Here is a 16770-nt window from a genome sequence, read left to right on the forward strand (position 1 = left end):
GTGCCCGAATTTCTTCATTCCTCATTTCTCGCTTTCGTTAACTTAATTATCCTGAAGGATGTCCATAAACTCAATGGCGGAATTTTCCATACGGAACACCATGCGCTCCACGAGGATGCTGAGCCAGTGGTAGCCTACGTGCGCGATGATGCCCACGATAAGGCCCGTAGCCGAGGTCACGAGCTTCACATACAGCCCGTCGGCCACCTGTGGAATACCAAATTCCTTGGTAGCGGCAATGGAGTAGAAAATCTTGATAACCCCGATAATAGTGCCCACAAAACCCAGCATGGGCGCAATGCCGGCAATAATACCCAGAATGCTGATGTTCTTTTCGAGGCGGGCAATTTCAATCTTACCCACGTTTTCGACGCTGGCCTCAATCTCCTTCAGCGGCAAACCGATGCGGCGCAGGCCTTTTTCGACCATCCGGGCCAAGGGCGAGGCAGTCTGCGCGCAGAGCAGCTTGGCCCCGGCCAAATCCCCCTTCACCATCAACGAACGGATGCTGTTCATGAAGGAATCGGGGTCGCCGGCAGCTTTGCGGATGGCCAGGTACCGCTCAATCATGATGTAGAGCGAGACGATGGACAGCGCCAAGAGGGGAATCATTATCAGTCCCCCGCGCAGAATCAAGTCGAGAACGGGAACTTCGGCCTGCACAATCGGAGCATCCGAAACGGCGGTATTGATAGTATCAGCCGCGACGGCGGCAATTTGCAAAAGGAATGCGGACATGCGTTCGATTAAAATTTCAAAGTATTGAAGTCGCTGCGCGTGCTGATGCGCAAGCGCTGGGCCTCACGTTGAGCCGAAGCCAAATCGGCGTAATCAGCCGCCGTGACCCGGAAGAGGCGGCTGCCAGCGGGCGGCAAAATAACGTGGGTGGCGCGGCCCGTTTTGGTCAGCGCCTTGCGGCCTCTTTCGGCGGAAGCCAGAGTCCGGTAAGCGCCGGCAATGACGTAGTAACGCCCGGTACGCTGCTTAATTGTGGTGGAGCCTACCACGGCTTTGGCAACGGGAGTGGCAACAGCTGCGGGGGGCACTACAACCGGCGCGGGAGTGGCAACGACAGCAGCAACGGCCTTAATCGGTACGTTGGCAGCGGTTTTTGCCGGCAAGGCGGGCGCCGGGGCAACATTTACCGACGTCGTTACCTCACTGGCGGCTGGTTCTGAATCGCTCGTAACACCAACCGGAGGGGGCGCCGTGGCAAGCACGGGAACCGGCGCCGTTGCAGGGTCTTCGAGCGGCGTCATACCCTCGGCTTCAAGCGGAGCGGCCGATGCGTTGAAGTTGTGCTGGCCCAACGTAGCTAGCTGCGGCTCGGAGACGGAAGTGGCGCCTGCTGAGCGTTGGGCCCATTCCAGTTTGGGCAATTGCACTTGCCAAGCCGTGGGCAAGTACCCGGCATTAAGGGCCACCTGGTAGTTAGCCAGCAGCAGCAAGCCAGCGGCAAAGGCAATTACCCCACCGGGCAGCAGGCGCGCCCAGCGCGGACGGCGCTCCGTGCCGCTGCGCAACGCGGGCTGCGGCCGCTTGGTGCGGGCGTCGTTGGCCCGCACCGGACGGGCAGCCAGCGGCGGCAAGCCAAACGCGGAGGCCAGCAGATTGTCGGTACCAGTATATTCGAAGGCCAGGCCCCGACCAGCGGCGCGCCGGAAAATGCCAATGCCTGGCAGTTCGGTTCGGTTGGTGTCGTCGAGCTCCTGCTGAAGGCCCGCCACGGCGGTGCGCACCGCCTCGCGGGCCTGGGCAATAGACAGGCCCAAATGCTGGCTCAGCGCATCCACCAACAGCCCGTCGTTGCGCGTCAGGGCCTGGTTGAATGCCACCAGTTTGGTGGGCGGGCTTAGCGTTTGGCGGCCCGGCTGCGCGCGCGCCGAGGAAACATCGGCCACAAGCCCCCCAAAATCCGGAATAATCACGCAGTCGTGGTCACGGAGTAAGGGGCGGATGTGGTCGGCGAGATGCATTTTTTCGAGTTACTGAATACTAGAATTCGGGTAAATGGCTACGCGTTGCCGGTCTCATCAATTTCCAAAAAGGAAGTTCTGATGAAAGGCAAGCAACTAGTAACCAGAAACCTAGAACGTATAGGTAGCGCCGCCCAGCACGTTCACGCCTTTAACGGGATAGCCGTAAAAGCGCTGATAATGACTATTGGCAAGGTTATTACCCATTACAAAGATGGATATTTTTGGCGTAATGCGGTAATCAGCACGCAGGTTTAAATCGATAATCGGGTCGGTGGCGCGGTAAAAGTCGGGCACGCGCACGTCACCGAAGTTGGCGCCGGGCTGGTAGCTGATGCCATAGCTGGCCGAGTAAAAATATCCTTCGACGCCAACCATCAGCTTATCAAAAACATTGTACGTTCCGAAGACCGAGCCCTGGAATTCGGGCCGGTGAAACGGCTGAGCCAGGTTTTTGAGGGCGTACTTATTGTAGTCCAGCCGCGTGCCGAGGCGGAATTTTTCGGCCATATTATACAGCAGCTCGCCGTGGATATTCAGTACGCCCGTGGCATTCTGGTCATACACAAGGTCGAATTTGGTGGGGTCGATGGCGTTGTTGAGGTAGAAATACAGGTTGCGGTCGCGGGCATACGTGGCGCGGGCATTCAGCTCCAGCCCCCGCACCGGCGTCGAGGTAAAGCCCGCGTAAATGGTCGGGCCGCGGTGAGTGTCAGCCACGTTCAGCCCCCGGTTCAGCCACGGGTTTTCGGTGCTCAGGTCGTAGCGCGTCACACGCTGCAAGGCCCCGCCCAGGCCGGCGTACAGCATAAATTTCTCGGGCGCAACGGTGTAGCCCACCCGCAAGGCCGGGTAAATCACGCCCCGGCTCACATTGGTCGTGGTGTCGGAGGAATAACCCAACGTGGCGCCCAGGGTAAAGGCGAGCCGCTTGTTGATGAATTCGTAGGCCGGGGTGGCTTGCACAAACGTGCGGCTGCGCGTCATCAACGGCTGCGGGTCGGGCTGGTTGGCGGTGCCGGGCGCCAGGTCCTTTTCGGAAATAAACGAGGCGTCCGCGGTTACGGTCACGCGACTGGTTTCGCTCAGCGCGTAGCCGCCTTTGGCATTCACCGTCACGTTGTGCTCCTTGGCGTCGAAGCTGTCGCCCCAGTACCGGTAGCCGAGGCTCGCATCATAGGTGAGCACCTGCTCGGGGTCGCGGTTGTGGGCGTAAGCCTTCACTCCAAAGCGGTTGAATACCTGCTTGATATCGCCGGCCTCGGGCCTGACAACCGGGTCGGGCTGGTTGGCGGCCTTTTCGTAGCCGTAGAAATTGTAGCGCTCCCGGCCCAGGTCGAGGGCTGCGCCAAAAGCGGCAGTGCCCCGGTACAGCTCGCCCATCAGGTGGGCGCTGGACTCAGAAACCCCGGAATTCTTGCCGTCCACGGGTCCGTTCACCGAGTTTACGTGCTTGATATCCAGGCCGTAGCTGTGGTCGGTATTGCGGGTGCTGTGGAAATAGCCCCGCCCGTAAAACGTGCCGTAATTGCCCAAACCCGCTTTGATGAAGTTACCCGTGAGCGGCGTCAGCTCCTCGCTGCGGATGGTGAGCACCTTCACCGACGGATTCAAGCGGTCGGCCGGCAGCCGGAAATCCGGGAAGGTGTAGGCCACCTTGCGCTCGGCCGGGGGCGGTGCGGGCAGCTTGATTTTCGAGTAGTTGCGGGTGGCTTCGGGCAGTTGGTTTACCCGCTCTTTCACAATTTCAATTTCGGCCTCCTCAATCTTGCCCGTGGTTTTGGGCCGCGTGGTTTGGGCCGAGGCCGAAGGCCCAAAGCCCCCCGCCAAAGCCAATGCCAGCACCCACCCCGCTACCGGACGCGCCATTGGCTTATTCTTTGGTATCAACAAACGCTTCATCAGCAACTGATTATTCAATGAAAAAATACGCGGCGCGGTGAGTTAGCCCTTGGCCGGGGTTTTGGCCGGCACTTTCGCGGGCGTTTTAGCCGGGGCAGGTTTGGGGGCGACGGGTTCGCTAGCCTCGTCGGGCTGGTCGGCACCCAGCGTTTTCAGGCGCTGTTTAGCGCCTTCCACCACCTCCGCCACCGGAAATTTATTGTCGATGATGGAATTGAGCGTGCCCCGCGCCTGGAAGTTGTCGCCCTGCGCAGCGTAGGCATCGGCCACCAGCAAAAACGCGCGCCCCTGCCACAAGGTGTAGCTGCTGAAATTGGCGTTTACTTTCAGTGCTTCGGCAATAGCTTCCTCGTTCTTCTTCTGTTTGAAGTAGGTATCAGCCAGGTAGTACTGCGCTTCGGCCCCGTTCACGTCGTTGGGGGCGGCAGTGACGGCGGCGGCCAGCTCGGTCGCCGCTTGGTCGAAGTTGCCGGCGCGGTAGCTGGCCTTGCCCAGGTACAGCAGCGCGGCATTGGTGGCGTTGGCCGTGGCGCCGGCTTGCGTGCGCAGCTCTTCGGCCACGCGGCGGGTGCCGGGGTAGTCGCCAGCCTCGTACAGGCTGCGCACCTGGCCCAGGGTGGCATTGGCTACTTCGCGGCGGTTGGTACTGGCGCCGCGCAACCGCTCGTATAGCTTGGCGGCCTCGGCGTAGCTCTTGTTCTCAAACTCCAGGTCGGCCAGGCGGCCCACAGCGCGGTTTAGGAACTCGCTTTTTCCTTCGGCCACCACGGCGCGCAGACGGGTCAGCCCCTGCTGCTTGTCGCCGGTTTTCAAGTACGAATCAGCCAGGAAGAACCGGGCGTCGGGCCCGAGGGCCGACTCGGGATACTGCTTCAAGTAAGACTCGATGCGCAAGATAGCAGGCTGGTATTTCTCAGCTAGATACAAAGACTTAGCCGCTTCAAATTCGACGCTTTCCGTGGCCTTGCTGTCGGGGTTTTGGGTTTTGAATGAGGCCAGGGCCGCGTCAAACTCTTCGGTGCGACCCAACGCCGACAAGCTTTCCTGCAGGCTGTAGAGCGCTTGCGACGAAGCCTCGCTGCGTGGAAATTCGCCCAGCACGCGCTGGAAATCGGCCACGGCTTTTTCGTGCTGTTGCAGGTTGGCGAAGGAGACGCCGCGCTTTTGCAGGGCCTGCGGCACGAGCGGGCTGTTGGGCCGGTTGTCAATCAGGCGGGAGAAACCGTTGGCGGCGGGCTGGTACTCGCCGGCCTCGTACGAAAGCTGCGCCTGCTGAAACACGGCCTCCTCGGCATAGCGCGAGTTGGGGCTGGTTTTGAGCAGCGAGGCCAGCGTGGTGGTGGCTTCGTCGCGGCGGCCCATGGCGCCCAGAGTGCGCCCTTTTTGGTAGTAGGCGTAGTCCTTGTCGGCGGCGTTGGCCTGAATCACCTGGTCGTAGAGGGTCAGGGCCTGCGGGTAGCTTTTGGCCACGTAATAGGTATCGGCGAGGCGCAGCGTGGCGTCGTAATAGTCCGGGTCGTCGGGTTTCGCCGATTTGTCGTTTAGAAACGCCTGGAATTGCGGCCGCGCGCGCTCGTACTGCTTGGTGTTATAGTAAGCGTAGCCCAGGCCGTACCGGGCTTTTTGCTCAAATTCCACCTCTTCGGCACTCACGCCGCCCTGCCGGGCCGCCCGGGCCGCAGCCGAGTACGCGCTGATGGCATCGGGGTACTGCTGGCCCACGCTGTAAATTTCGCCGCGCAGTACCTGGGCCGCCGCGCGCAGGGCGTCATCGGCCGGGTATTTCAGCGACTTGTCCAACAGCGGCAGGGCGGCGCTGTAGTTGCTGTTGTTGTAAAGCGAAGCCGCCTGCGAATACGCCACACGCTGGTAGGTGGCGTTCAGCTTGTCGCTGCGGTCGTCGAGCCCTTCGAGGTAGGCCAGGGCCTGCGCGTAGTCGGTAGAGGCCAGGAAGCTGGTGCTCAGCAAATCATCCACTGTGGGTTGGCTGGCCGAGCGGGGAAAACGCTTGCGGAAGTCGCGCAGCACGGCAATCACCTCGGGCAAATTGCCCAGCTCGTATTGCACCTGGCCCAGCTTGAGGGTGGCATTTTCGGCAATCTTTTTATCGAAATCACCCTGCCGGGCCGCCTCGAAAGCCGTAACGGCCTGGGGCTTCTGGTTGGCCTGCACGTAGCTCAGGCCCAGGTGATAGGCAGCATTCTGGCCCAGCGAATCGCGGCGCACGGCCACGTTTTTCAGGTTGGCGATGGCGCCCTTGTAGTCGCCCATCTTGTAATTGGCAAAACCAATCTTGTACTGAAGCGCCGGCTCAATCTTGCCCTTGCGGATGGCCGCGAACTTGTCAAAAGCCTCGGCCGCTTCCTGGTACTGCTGCTTTTGGTAGTACGCATCGCCGAGCAGCAGCTGGATTTCGTCGGAGTTCTGCGGCGGCGGCGTGTCCTTGAGGGCCTTGGAGGCGTAGCTAATCAGCCCATCGTAGTTGCCTTCCTTGTAGTAAATCTGCGACACAATGGCCGGTACCACCGGCTTGTAGGCGTCGTTCTGCTCGGCCACGCCCAGGTCGGTACGGGCAGCGGCAAAGTCGCCGGCCCGGTAGGCCAGGTAGCCCGCGTAATACGAGCTGGCGTATTTGAACGGACCCGCCATTTGCTTGCTGCGGTCGAACAGCAACCGGGACTTGTCATATTCCTTCTGCTCAAAATAGCTATACGCCAGCTTGAAGTCGGATTCGGCCCGCTGCTCGTTGCTGAGGTTATCGGGCGCCACCTTTTGCAGGTAGCGGATGGCGGACTCGTAGTTCTTCTGGTCGAAGTAGAACTTGCCCAGCTCGAAGTAGGCTACCGCCGAGCGCGGGTGGGCCGGGTGCCGGTTGGCGAAAGCCAGAATGAGGCCCTCGGCGTCGGGATGCAGCAAATACAGGCCGCTCACGGCGTAGTAGTACTCGGCATCGGCGGTGCGGTCGGCCGGAATGGGGCTGGCCTGGCTGCTGCGTATTGGCTCAATGGCGAGGTAGTGCCGGAAAGCCTCCTGTGCCGCGCCATATTGGCCGCGGTCAAATAGCTCCAGCCCTTCTTGAAAGAACCGCTCGTCGGCGGCAAAAACCTGGGTTTGCTGGGCGAAAGCCGCCACGGGCGCCGCCGCGCTCAGGGCCGCGGCCAACGCCAGCCGGGGAAATAGCTTCATGTAATATCCTTGCATGGGGGACCGAAAGCGGTCCGGGAAGTAGCCAAAAGTAGCAACAAAAGCCCGTAGGTTGCCCACAAAACGCAGAAATGCCGGTTTCATTGCCGGGCGCACCTTCCCTTAAATGCCATTCGGCTACTCCCCACCGCCCGATTGGGCCGCCCGCATTCAGCCACGGACAGGCGCTGCAAACCCTGCGACCGCAGCTTCGGGTGGAGTACCCGCCTGCTAAAAATCGCAGTAGTCCTCGCTGCCGGTCATCTCGGCCCAGCGGGCGCTCAGAAACTTGGCGTAGGCTATTGGCATCAGGCCGTAGGCGCCCAGCGAGTGCCCGTCGTTCACTTCCACCACCACGGTTTGGCCGGCCGCCGTCACGCCCATATCCAGCGAAAAAGCAGCGGGCGCCTCGGGCAGGTAAGCGGCCAGCGCGGCTTCTGCCACGGCCGGGTCGAAGTGGGCGTGCCAGTCGCCTTTGTAGGGCCGGGCATCCAGAATCTGGCCGTAGCGCACGAAACAGCGCCATTCGGCCACCAGGTTTATGGGCTCGGCGCACCACACGGGCGTGTCCTGGTGCTGGTCGCCACAGCCCACGAGGTCGCGCACGCCGCGCACCAGCACGCCGGTAAATTTTTTGGCATCGTACACGGGCTTCACGAAAACCGGCCACTGGCTGGCGTCGGCCGCCACGGCGTTGATGGTGCTTTGCCACAGCCGCCGGCCCAGAAACGGCCGTAGCGAATCGGGGTAGCCCAGCTCGGCCGGCACGGGCAGGCCCAGCGCCCGCAGGCTGCCGCGCACGGCCGCGATGTGGCCCACCACTACCTCATCGGGCGCGTGGTCGCGCACCGGCTCGGCATCGGTGTAGGGCACGATTTCCCAACCCATCTGCTGAAAGCCGTCGAGGGCCTGGTAATTGTTGACGCTTTGCGGAATACCGTGGTGGAAGTGGGTGTGGGCACGCATAATCAGCGGTTGTCGAAGGCCCCCAGGTAGGTGAGGCCGTTGTAGGTCTTGTTCGAATCTGTTACCGCCAGGCCGGAATCCTGGTAGTAAAACAGAGCGTTGGCCGCGTTAATATTCAGTGCCTGGCACTGGTTCGCTATCTGTTGCTCAGTTTCCTGGGAAGCCAGGGGTAGCTCGTCGAGGGCGTCGGCCAGGCTCCGGCTGCTTTCGTTGTAATAGACCCCGATTAAATCGTCGTCGTACCACCCCGTTCCCAGGTCCTTGTCGAACTCACTGGCCGCCAGGCCGGCGTCGCGGTCGGTTTCGTTGATGGCGAAGTACTGGTAGAACTCGTCGCTAGTCTTTTCGCTCACGCCAATCCACACATGGATGGCATCCATTACGTTATAGCTGGTTTCCATCTTTTAGATTTTAAGCACGAAAATCACCCCAGCACGCCGGCCGGCACGTTGTGCAGAATCAGCCAGACCAGTTCCCGCAGAATCTCAGCGTCGTCCATCGAGCCGCTTTCGATGCCCTTGCTCTGCGCGTCGGCCCGTCGGATGTTGTGGATGAGGCCCACCACCCGCTCGGGCGGGAACACCCGCAGGGCCTGCTGGTACTCCTTCTGGGCAAAGCTGTTTAGGATGCCCAGCTTCTTAAACTCCCCGTCCGAAGGGTTGGGGCCGGCCTGGTGCAGCACCAGCAGCTTGCTGAAGAAGTTGAACAGCAGCGTGAGGTTGGGGATGAGCGGGTTGGCCTTGGGGTTGGCCGCGAAATAGCCCAGAATACGGTTGGCCTTGAGCACGTCGCGCTGCACAAGGGATTTTTGCAACTCGAAAATATTGTAGTCCTTACTGATGCCCACCATCTGCTGCACCAGCTCCTCATCGATGGGCTGGCCGGGCTTGAGGTTCAGCACCAGCTTGTCAATTTCGTTGGCCAGCCGGCCCAGGTCGGCCCCGATGTACTCGGCCAGCATGGCGGTAGCCTGCCCGGTAATTTGCTGGCCGCGGTGGCGCACGTTAGCCGTGAGCCACTGCGGCACCTGGTTGTCGTAGAGTTTTTTGCTGGTCATGAGCACGGCCGGCGAGTCTTTGCCGCCAAGCAGCTTGCCCAGCTTCTTGCGCGAGTCCAGCGTCTTGTGCTTGTAGCAAAACACCAGCACGGTGCTGGGCAGCGGGTTTTTCAGGTAGGCCTCGAGGAAAGGCCAGCTCCGCTCCTGCTCCAAATCGGCCACGCTCTGGGCTTCCTTCACGATGACGACCGAGCGTTCAGCCATCATGGGAAAGCGCTTGGCCTGGCCCAGAATCCCGGTCACGTCCACGTCTTTGCCATAGAGCACCACTTGGTTGAAGCTGCGCTCGTGCTCGGCCAGGACGGTTTTTTCAATCAGGTCGGCTACCGCATCGATGTAGAACGGCTCCTCGCCCTGCAAAAAATACACGGGCTGGAACTGCCGCTGCTGGAGCTGCTTGAGGAGGGCGTCGGCTTCGAGTATCAATGCGTGAAGGAGCGAAGGGTGGATGGGTGAATGGCTTTTAGGCGCCATTCTTTCGGGCTGACAAAGGTAAAGCCGCCTAGTACCTTTGGGGCCATCATTTGCGGGTGAGCCACTTTCACACTCACCCATTCACCCATTCAGCCATTCACGCATTGAATCTCATTGAAGCACTGACCTGGCGCGGCATGTACCACGACGCCATGCCCGGCACCGCCGAACATCTGGCCGCCAACGCGCCCATCACCGGCTACATCGGCTTCGACCCCACGGCCGCTTCGCTGCACATCGGCAACCTGGCCACCATCATGCTGCTGGTGCATTTGCAGCGGGCCGGCCATCGGCCCGTGGCCCTGGTAGGCGGCGCCACCGGCATGATTGGCGACCCCAGCGGCAAATCGGCCGAGCGTAACCTGCTCGATGAGGTTACGCTGCGCCGCAATCAGGAAGGCATCCGGGCGCAGCTCGAAAAGTTTCTGGATTTCACGCAAGGCCCCACCGGCGCGCTGGTGGTCAACAACTACGACTGGTTCAAGGAAATTGGTTTCCTGGGCTTTCTGCGCGAAGTTGGTAAGCACCTCACTGTGAACTACATGATGGCCAAGGACTCGGTGAAGCGCCGCATCAGCGGCAACGAGGACAGCGGCACCGACGGCATCAGCTACACCGAATTCAGCTACCAGCTGCTGCAAGGCTACGACTTCGTGCACCTCAACAAAACCCTGGGCTGCACCCTGCAAATGGGCGCCAGCGACCAGTGGGGCAACATCACGACCGGCACGGAGCTTATCCGCCGCATCAGCAGCGCCGAGGGCCGCGACGCCAAAGCCTACGCCCTCACCGGCCAGCTCATCACCAAAGCCGACGGCACCAAGTACGGCAAGTCGGAAACCGGCACCGTCTGGCTCGACCCGGCCCTGACCTCGCCCTACCAGTTCTACCAATTTTTCTACAACGCCGCCGATGCCGATGTGCCGCGCCTCATCCGGGTGTTCACGCTCCTCAGCGAGGCCGAGATTGCCGCCCTGGAAGCTGAGCACGCCCAGGCGCCGCACCTACGGATACTCCAGAAAGCCCTGGCCCGTGATGTAACGGCCCGCGTGCACTCCCCCGAAGCCGCCGAGGCCGCCATTGCCGCCTCCGAAGTTCTCTTTGGCAAAGGCGACCTCGCAGCCCTGCAAGCTCTGGACGAAGCCACACTGCTCGACGTGTTCGCAGGCGTACCGCACATCCTCGTGCTACGCTCCGAATTTACCACCCTCAACACCGTGACCTTGCTCAGCGATGCCACCCTGCACAAAATCTTTTCTTCCAAAGGCGAAGCCAAAAAGATGATTCAAGCCGGCGGCGTCAGCATCAACCGCGAGAAGGTAGCTTCGCCAGAATCCTCCGTCGCAGCCCTCCCCTTGCTGGCTGGCAAATACTTAGTAGCGCAAAAAGGCAAGAAAAACTACTTCCTGATTGAGCTGGAGTAAATTACAAGTGAGGTTTTTTTGCCATTTGCCATCCTAAGCCCAGCGAAGGATGACAGCTTTTCAGCATTCCAAACAGCTTCCATACTCCTAGCCCAAAGAAAATGCCCCGCTGAGCACAGCGGGGCATTTTCTTTGGGCTGGTTTCCACAGCGCCGGCCAAACCGCGAGGGTAGGTCCGTAGCCGTGGCCGGGCCTTACTTCTTCTTGGCAGGAGCAGCTTTTTTGGCAGCAGGAGCAGCCTTTTTAGCGGCCGGAGCAGCTTTGGCGGCTGGTGCATCAGCACCGGCGTTCTTGGTGTTCTGAACTTCGGTACGGAACGCCTGGGCCATCGTCTTCAATTCCTGCATGCCTTTGCGCACACGAGTGCCGGCAGCAGCGTTTTGCTTGTCGTAGAATTTCGAAAAGTCGTCTTCGAGCGACATCACGAGGTCCTTCAATTTGCCAAAATTGTTCATTGTGGGTTGGGTTGGGGGTGAAAAATGAAAGTGTAGTGGTGTTAAGCCGGCCCTAATATACAGGGATTTCAAATGCAAGCAAGTTTTCCGTTTTTTTTCTAAAAGCCCTTCCCCTGCTATCAGGGGGCTATTTCGTCAAAAAAAAGGCCATTTGCACAAAGTTGTCGACCACACCACTTCTTGGGATAATCCCAAAACACAAACGCCGGCCTCCCCTTCGGGAAGCCGGCGCAAAGTGCCATTACGGCGAATTTAAGCGGTTTGAAAAGGCGCCGGCGTTTTGTTGTAAAGCCCTTTTGCTAGCTTGGCACCCATGGCTTCGAAGGCCACAATCGTTTCCTGCACGTCGTCCAGCGTATGCATGGCCGTCGGAATCAAACGCAGCATAATAACGCCCTTGGGCACCACCGGATACACCACGATGGAGCAGAAAATGCCGTGATTCTCACGCAAATCGAAGGTTAGGGCCGTTGCTTCGGAAAGTTCGCCGTTCAGCAGCACCGGCGTTACCGGCGACTCGGTAGTGCCAATGTTGAAGCCTTTTTCCTTCAGCCCGCTTTGCAGCGCCCGAACAATCGTCCAGAGCTTTTCGCGGTATTCGGGGTGAGCGCGAATCAACTCCAAACGCTTTAGGGCACCAATTACTAATGGCATGGGCAGCGATTTGGCGAAAATCTGGCTGCGCATGTTGTAGCGCAAATATTCAATCACGCTTTCCTGCCCGGCCACGAATGCGCCGATGCTGGCCATGCTCTTGGCGAAGGTGTAAAAAATCAGGTCTATGCCCTCGGCACAGCCCAAATGTTCGGCCGTTCCGGCCCCGGTGGGCCCCAGCGTGCCAAAACCATGAGCATCGTCGACGAATATGCGGAAATCGAATTTTTCCTTCAGCTTAATGATTTCCGGCAGCTTGCCGAGGTTGCCCGACATGCCGAACATACCCTCCGTAATAACGAGGATGCCGCCACCGTTTTCGTCGGTCAGGCGCTTGGCGGCGTGGAGCTGTTTCTCCAGGCTTTCCATATCGTTGTGCCGGAACACGAAGCGTTTGCCCTGATGCAGGCGCACGCCGTCGATAATGCAGGCGTGCGACTCGGCATCGTACACAATCACGTCGTGGCGGCTCACCAGCGCGTCGATGATGCTCACCACGCCTTGGTAGCCGAAGTTAAGCAGCAGCGCCCCCGGCTTCTGCACGAAGTCGGCCAACTCGTTTTCCAGCTGTTCGTGCAGCGTCGAGTTGCCGCTCATGATGCGCGCGCCCATGGGGTAAGCCATGCCGTACTCGCTGGCCCCGTCGATGTCGGCCTGCCGCACTTCGGGGTGGTTGGCCAGGCCAAGGTAATTGTTCAGGCTCCAGGTCAACACCTCTTTGCCGCGGAACTGCATGCGGGGATGGATTTGGCCCTCCAGCTTGGGGAAAGCAAAATAACCGTGCGCATAATGCGACTGCGAGCCAAGGGGGCCGCGGTTGGCCGAAATCCGGTCGAAAATATCCACTGAAAAAACGGGAAAATTGAATGGTTGTAAAAGCAGCTAAGCGGCTTCACATAACGCGCATACTGTGCGCATGGTCAGCCCAATCACAAAGGTAGCCAAGGGCCGCCGTTGTACATAATATGGGCTTAATAACGTCATTCTGCGCCTGATGTTTACGGATAACCATGAGTTTCCAACTTTCTTTGCGCCTTGACTCCCGCTTTTAGTTGGAGAACTGTTCGCGCTTACTGCTTCCCACCCACCGCCTAATGCTCTCTGACTGCCTGTTGGAGCTCAATTATGAAGAAAATCTCCAAGCTGCTCGTCGCTAACCGGGGCGAAATCGCATTGCGTATTCTCCGCTCCGCCAAAGAAATGGGCATTGCCACCGTGGCCATCTACTCCGAGGCCGACCGCAACGCCCTGCACGTGCGCTACGCCGACGAGGCCGTGTGCGTGGGCCCGCCCGCCTCGAAAGACAGCTACCTGCGCGGCGACAAGATTCTCGCGGTTTGTAAAGAGCTGGGCGTCGACGCTATTCACCCCGGCTATGGTTTCCTTTCCGAGAACGCCGGCTTCGCCCGGGCCGTACGCGAGGCGGGCCTGATTTTCGTGGGGCCCAGCCCGGAGGCCATGGAAATAATGGGCGACAAACTCTCGGCCAAGCAGGCGGTGAAAGCCTACAACATCCCGCTGGTGCCGGGCACCGACGAGGCCATTTCCGACGTGGCCGTGGCCAAGCAGATTGCGGAGGAAGTCGGCTTTCCCATTCTCATCAAGGCCTCAGCCGGCGGCGGTGGCAAGGGCATGCGCATCGTTAACAATGCCGGGGAGTTTGAGGAACAGATGCAGCTTGCCATCAACGAAGCGGTATCAGCCTTTGGCAACGGCGCCGTTTTCATCGAGAAGTTTGTGACCGGGCCACGCCACATCGAAATTCAGGTGCTGGGCGACGAGCACGGCCACATCGTGCACCTGTTCGAGCGCGAGTGCAGCATCCAGCGCCGGCACCAGAAAGTAATTGAAGAAGCGCCTTCGTCGGTACTCACGCCTGAGCTGCGCGCCCAAATGGGCCAGTGCGCCGTGGACGTGGCCCGCGCCTGCGACTACACCGGCGCCGGCACCGTAGAGTTTTTGCTCGACGACCAGCACAACTTCTACTTCCTGGAGATGAACACCCGCCTCCAGGTAGAACATCCCGTAACCGAGCAAATCACGGGGCTCGATTTGGTGAAGGAGCAAATTAAAGTGGCTCAGGGCGAGCCCCTCGCCTTCGCACAGGCCGACCTCACCATCACCGGCCACGCCCTGGAGCTGCGCGTGTACGCCGAAGACCCCCAAAACAACTTCCTGCCCGACATCGGAACCCTAACCACCTACGTGCGCCCCCAGGGCCCCGGCGTGCGCGTAGACGACGGCTTTGAGCAAGGCATGGAAATCCCGATTTATTATGACCCTATGATTGCCAAGCTGGTCACCTTCGGGGCCGACCGCGCCGAGGCCATTGCCCGCATGCTGCGTGCCATCGAGGAGTATAAAATCACCGGCATCGAAACCACGCTGCCTTTCGGCACCTACGTACTAACGCACCCTGCCTTCGTGAGCGGCGACTTCGATACCAACTTCATCCGCGACCATTTCACGGCCACCACCCTCGCGCCCACCCCGCCGGACGAGGCAACGGCTAAAATAGCCGCCGCGCTGGGCGCGTTGCTGCTTAGCGAGAAGAAACCCAAAGTAGCTCCTGCCACTGGCGAAACTGGTGGCGCGGAGGTTTCGGGCTGGCGGCGCAACCGGCTGGGTGTGCGGTAAGAAGCATGTTTTAAGCACACGGGCACAAATAATCGCAGTTTTCAAACCGTCATGCCGAGCGCAGCCGAGGCCTCTCGCTCGTACCGTCCAACGCAGCAAGCGGTAGGCCTCGGCTGCGCTCGGCATGACCAAACGCAATATGATTGCTTTTACCCTACTGCTCATAGCCCCAAGTTGGCGAACTCCAACAGCGGCGTAGGCACTGGCAACTATCCGTTTGCTTCCTTAATCCGCGGGTCAAACGCAAATTCCTCCCAGCCCACGATGCGAATCTGCCCGAAATCCGGGTGCAGGGTGTTGAGGACGTAGTTGTGCTCGTGGGCAATGATGGATGATGGCACCCGCAAGATGGCGGCCTCCTGGCGCTGGTACCAAGTGGCGCCCAAGGGCTGGCAGCGGGCGTAGTGGCGCGGCAATTGCCAATCGGCAGGCATTTGGTCCAGCGGTAAGTCCGCTATTGCAAGCGTTTCTGGTACGTCGATGCGGATGACTTTGAAGAGACTGTTGAGCCCTTCGCCGCTGCGGTGCACCACGTTTTCGAGGCAGGCCAGGGCGCGGCTGCCGGCGGCGTAAATAACCAGCTGGCCGCGCAGGTTCCAGCGGCCGGGGTTGCCGGAGGCCACCAGCTCGCCAGCATACTTGGCCAGGCAGATGCGGTAAATTTCCACGCGCGGCCCTATGCGAAATCGCCGTGGGCGATGCGGTCGACTTCATCGGCCACCAAATCGATGCCGCCGCTGGTTTCCAGCAAGGCCAGCGGTGGTTGGTTGTCGAGGCCGTAGGCGGGTTTGTCGAGCCAGCGCCGGAATGCGGACACCGAGCCAAACACTTCTTCGCCCTGACTAGCCAAGGCCAGCAACTTGAGCACTTGCTCGCTAGCAGCCGGTGCCAGACGCTTTTTGTCCAGCCGGTAAGAACGCAGGGTTTTGGTGGTGGTGTGCAGCAAATCGGCCAACTCGTCGGCACTCAACTGCAGCAGCGCGGCCACGTCGAAAGCCGTTTTAGCCAGCACGCCGGTTCGCGCGTGCATTACCAGTGCGAAGGAATCGGCTACGGTAGCTTGCAGCCCAAGCAGGGCTGGCGTGTAAAGAGCAGAGGGAGCAGCAGCAGCAGTCATGAGCGCAGGCAAAGGTGAGTTCCGAAAGATAGGAAGTTTTTCCGTAGATACGAGAAAAATTTCCTATCCGTTCCCGCTTCCCCCCTAAACAGCTGGCGCTTAGATAAGCTCCATTACGTCCTTAACCCCTATCGGCCGGTGCGTGGTAAAGCCTTCGCCAAACTCCACTCCTATCATGTGGCCGAACTCGCGGGCCCGGGCTTCCATAAACTTTGAAAATTCCTGGCTCGATAAATAGGTACTCGGCCCATCGAGGTCGGGGTTGAAAAACTGCGTTTTATACGCCTGAATGGACGCCCACTTGGTTTCCCAATGCGCCGATATATCCACCACGAAAGCCGGCACAATGGCGCGGTCCTGAATGTAGTGGTACACGTTGCGGGGGCGCCAGGGTACTTGCGGCTGGCCATCGTCGCCCAGGGTTTCAATCATGCGCAAACCTGCTAAAAAACAGGCATCAGCCGCCAACTGAGCGCCGCGCCCGTGGTCGGGGTGGCGGTCGCGAATGGCGTTGCACAGCACCACCTCGGGCTGGTAGCGACGGATTGCGGCAATGAGGGGTAGCTGGTGCTCACGCTCATTACGAAAAAATCCATCGGGCAGGCCCAGGTTCTCGCGGGCGCTCAAACCCAAAATCACGCTGGCGGCAGCAGCTTCCTCCGCCCGGGTCGCGGCCGTGCCCCGAGTGCCCAGCTCGCCGCGCGTGAAGTCCACAACTCCGATTTTTTTTCCCGCGGCGGCGGCCACGGCCAACGTACCGGAGCACGACATCTCCACGTCGTCGGGATGCGCCCCAAGGGCCAGGATATCAAGCTTCATCACTGATTTTCGCTGATTGAAATGATTACACTGATTATTAGTATGGCATCGAAGCCGTTGTCAGGATTTACGGAGCTACTGGGATTACGGTACGAAACAGGGTAAT

The 16770-nt window shown here is 59.9% G+C and carries 13 protein-coding genes and 1 pseudogene; 2 read left to right on the plus strand and 12 right to left on the minus strand.

What is annotated here, in order from left to right; genetic code table 11:
- Positions 1-42: 42 nt before the first annotated feature.
- The 7 genes from GM79_RS17140 to holA all read right to left on the minus strand — a co-directional run bounded on the left by GM79_RS17140 (position 43) and on the right by holA (position 9510).
- Positions 43-738 (minus strand): MotA/TolQ/ExbB proton channel family protein, encoded by a 696-nt coding sequence (locus GM79_RS17140; protein WP_035566326.1) that lies wholly within the window; start codon positions 736-738, stop codon positions 43-45.
- Between the two features lie 8 nt (positions 739-746).
- The gene (locus GM79_RS17145) at positions 747-1976 is read right to left on the minus strand and encodes an SPOR domain-containing protein (RefSeq protein WP_035566327.1); all 1230 of its coding nucleotides are present in this window, start codon (positions 1974-1976) and stop codon (positions 747-749) included.
- Between the two features lie 111 nt (positions 1977-2087).
- Positions 2088-3845 (minus strand): TonB-dependent receptor, encoded by a 1758-nt coding sequence (locus GM79_RS17150; protein ID WP_051719002.1) that lies wholly within the window; start codon positions 3843-3845, stop codon positions 2088-2090.
- Between the two features lie 75 nt (positions 3846-3920).
- Positions 3921-7064 carry a tetratricopeptide repeat protein gene (locus GM79_RS17155; RefSeq protein ID WP_035566448.1) on the minus strand — a complete coding sequence of 1048 codons (3144 nt, stop codon included), beginning with the start codon at positions 7062-7064 and terminating at the stop codon, positions 3921-3923.
- A 228-nt stretch (positions 7065-7292) separates the two neighbouring features.
- On the minus strand, positions 7293-8027 hold the full coding sequence (locus GM79_RS17160; RefSeq protein WP_035566331.1) for an ATP-grasp domain-containing protein: 735 nt from the start codon (positions 8025-8027) through the stop codon (positions 7293-7295).
- Between the two features lie 2 nt (positions 8028-8029).
- Positions 8030-8428, minus strand: a complete 399-nt coding sequence (locus tag GM79_RS17165) for an immunity 22 family protein (RefSeq protein ID WP_051719003.1) — start codon at positions 8426-8428, stop codon at positions 8030-8032.
- A 23-nt stretch (positions 8429-8451) separates the two neighbouring features.
- The gene (holA, locus tag GM79_RS17170; RefSeq protein ID WP_035566334.1) at positions 8452-9510 is read right to left on the minus strand and encodes a DNA polymerase III subunit delta; all 1059 of its coding nucleotides are present in this window, start codon (positions 9508-9510) and stop codon (positions 8452-8454) included.
- A 152-nt stretch (positions 9511-9662) separates the two neighbouring features.
- Here holA and tyrS point away from each other — a divergent pair, with 152 nt between their 5' ends.
- On the plus strand, positions 9663-10982 hold the full coding sequence (gene tyrS / locus GM79_RS17175; RefSeq protein WP_035566452.1) for a tyrosine--tRNA ligase: 1320 nt from the start codon (positions 9663-9665) through the stop codon (positions 10980-10982).
- A gap of 284 nt (positions 10983-11266) precedes the next feature.
- Here tyrS and GM79_RS17180 read toward each other — a convergent pair.
- Both GM79_RS17180 and GM79_RS17185 read right to left on the minus strand, forming a co-directional pair.
- Positions 11267-11437, minus strand: a pseudogene (locus GM79_RS17180) (histone H1); the annotation flags it as partial.
- 252 nt (positions 11438-11689) lie between these two features.
- A complete protein-coding gene (locus GM79_RS17185; RefSeq protein ID WP_035566337.1) occupies positions 11690-12937 on the minus strand; it encodes an aminotransferase class I/II-fold pyridoxal phosphate-dependent enzyme in 1248 nt (415 codons plus the stop codon).
- A gap of 279 nt (positions 12938-13216) precedes the next feature.
- Here GM79_RS17185 and accC point away from each other — a divergent pair, with 279 nt between their 5' ends.
- Positions 13217-14728 (plus strand): acetyl-CoA carboxylase biotin carboxylase subunit, encoded by a 1512-nt coding sequence (accC, locus tag GM79_RS17190; RefSeq protein WP_035566339.1) that lies wholly within the window; start codon positions 13217-13219, stop codon positions 14726-14728.
- Between the two features lie 209 nt (positions 14729-14937).
- On the opposite strand, the gene GM79_RS17195 is transcribed toward accC, so the two are convergent.
- The 3 genes from GM79_RS17195 to bshB1 all read right to left on the minus strand — a co-directional run bounded on the left by GM79_RS17195 (position 14938) and on the right by bshB1 (position 16664).
- Positions 14938-15396 carry an RES family NAD+ phosphorylase gene (locus GM79_RS17195; protein ID WP_035566342.1) on the minus strand — a complete coding sequence of 153 codons (459 nt, stop codon included), beginning with the start codon at positions 15394-15396 and terminating at the stop codon, positions 14938-14940.
- A gap of 8 nt (positions 15397-15404) precedes the next feature.
- On the minus strand, positions 15405-15845 hold the full coding sequence (locus GM79_RS17200; protein WP_081867841.1) for an antitoxin Xre/MbcA/ParS toxin-binding domain-containing protein: 441 nt from the start codon (positions 15843-15845) through the stop codon (positions 15405-15407).
- A gap of 99 nt (positions 15846-15944) precedes the next feature.
- Positions 15945-16664 carry a bacillithiol biosynthesis deacetylase BshB1 gene (bshB1, locus tag GM79_RS17205; RefSeq protein ID WP_035566349.1) on the minus strand — a complete coding sequence of 240 codons (720 nt, stop codon included), beginning with the start codon at positions 16662-16664 and terminating at the stop codon, positions 15945-15947.
- Between the last annotated feature and the right edge of the window lie 106 nt (positions 16665-16770).

Source organism: Hymenobacter sp. IS2118 (genome assembly GCF_000715495.1).
Taxonomy (GTDB): Bacteria; Bacteroidota; Bacteroidia; order Cytophagales; family Hymenobacteraceae; genus Hymenobacter.

Excerpts from the sequence above, each read along its gene's own strand:
- GM79_RS17140 (WP_035566326.1), bottom strand. The coding sequence starts at position 738 with ATGTCCGCATTCCTTTTGCAAATTGCCGCCGTCGCGGCTGATACTATC.
- GM79_RS17145 (WP_035566327.1), bottom strand. The coding sequence starts at position 1,976 with ATGCATCTCGCCGACCACATCCGCCCCTTACTCCGTGACCACGACTGC.
- GM79_RS17150 (WP_051719002.1), bottom strand. The coding sequence starts at position 3,845 with ATGGCGCGTCCGGTAGCGGGGTGGGTGCTGGCATTGGCTTTGGCGGGG.
- GM79_RS17155 (WP_035566448.1), bottom strand. The coding sequence starts at position 7,064 with ATGAAGCTATTTCCCCGGCTGGCGTTGGCCGCGGCCCTGAGCGCGGCG.
- GM79_RS17160 (WP_035566331.1), bottom strand. The coding sequence starts at position 8,027 with ATGCGTGCCCACACCCACTTCCACCACGGTATTCCGCAAAGCGTCAAC.
- GM79_RS17165 (WP_051719003.1), bottom strand. The coding sequence starts at position 8,428 with ATGGAAACCAGCTATAACGTAATGGATGCCATCCATGTGTGGATTGGC.
- accC (WP_035566339.1), top strand. The coding sequence starts at position 13,217 with ATGAAGAAAATCTCCAAGCTGCTCGTCGCTAACCGGGGCGAAATCGCA.
- GM79_RS17200 (WP_081867841.1), bottom strand. The coding sequence starts at position 15,845 with ATGACTGCTGCTGCTGCTCCCTCTGCTCTTTACACGCCAGCCCTGCTT.
- bshB1 (WP_035566349.1), bottom strand. The coding sequence starts at position 16,664 with ATGAAGCTTGATATCCTGGCCCTTGGGGCGCATCCCGACGACGTGGAG.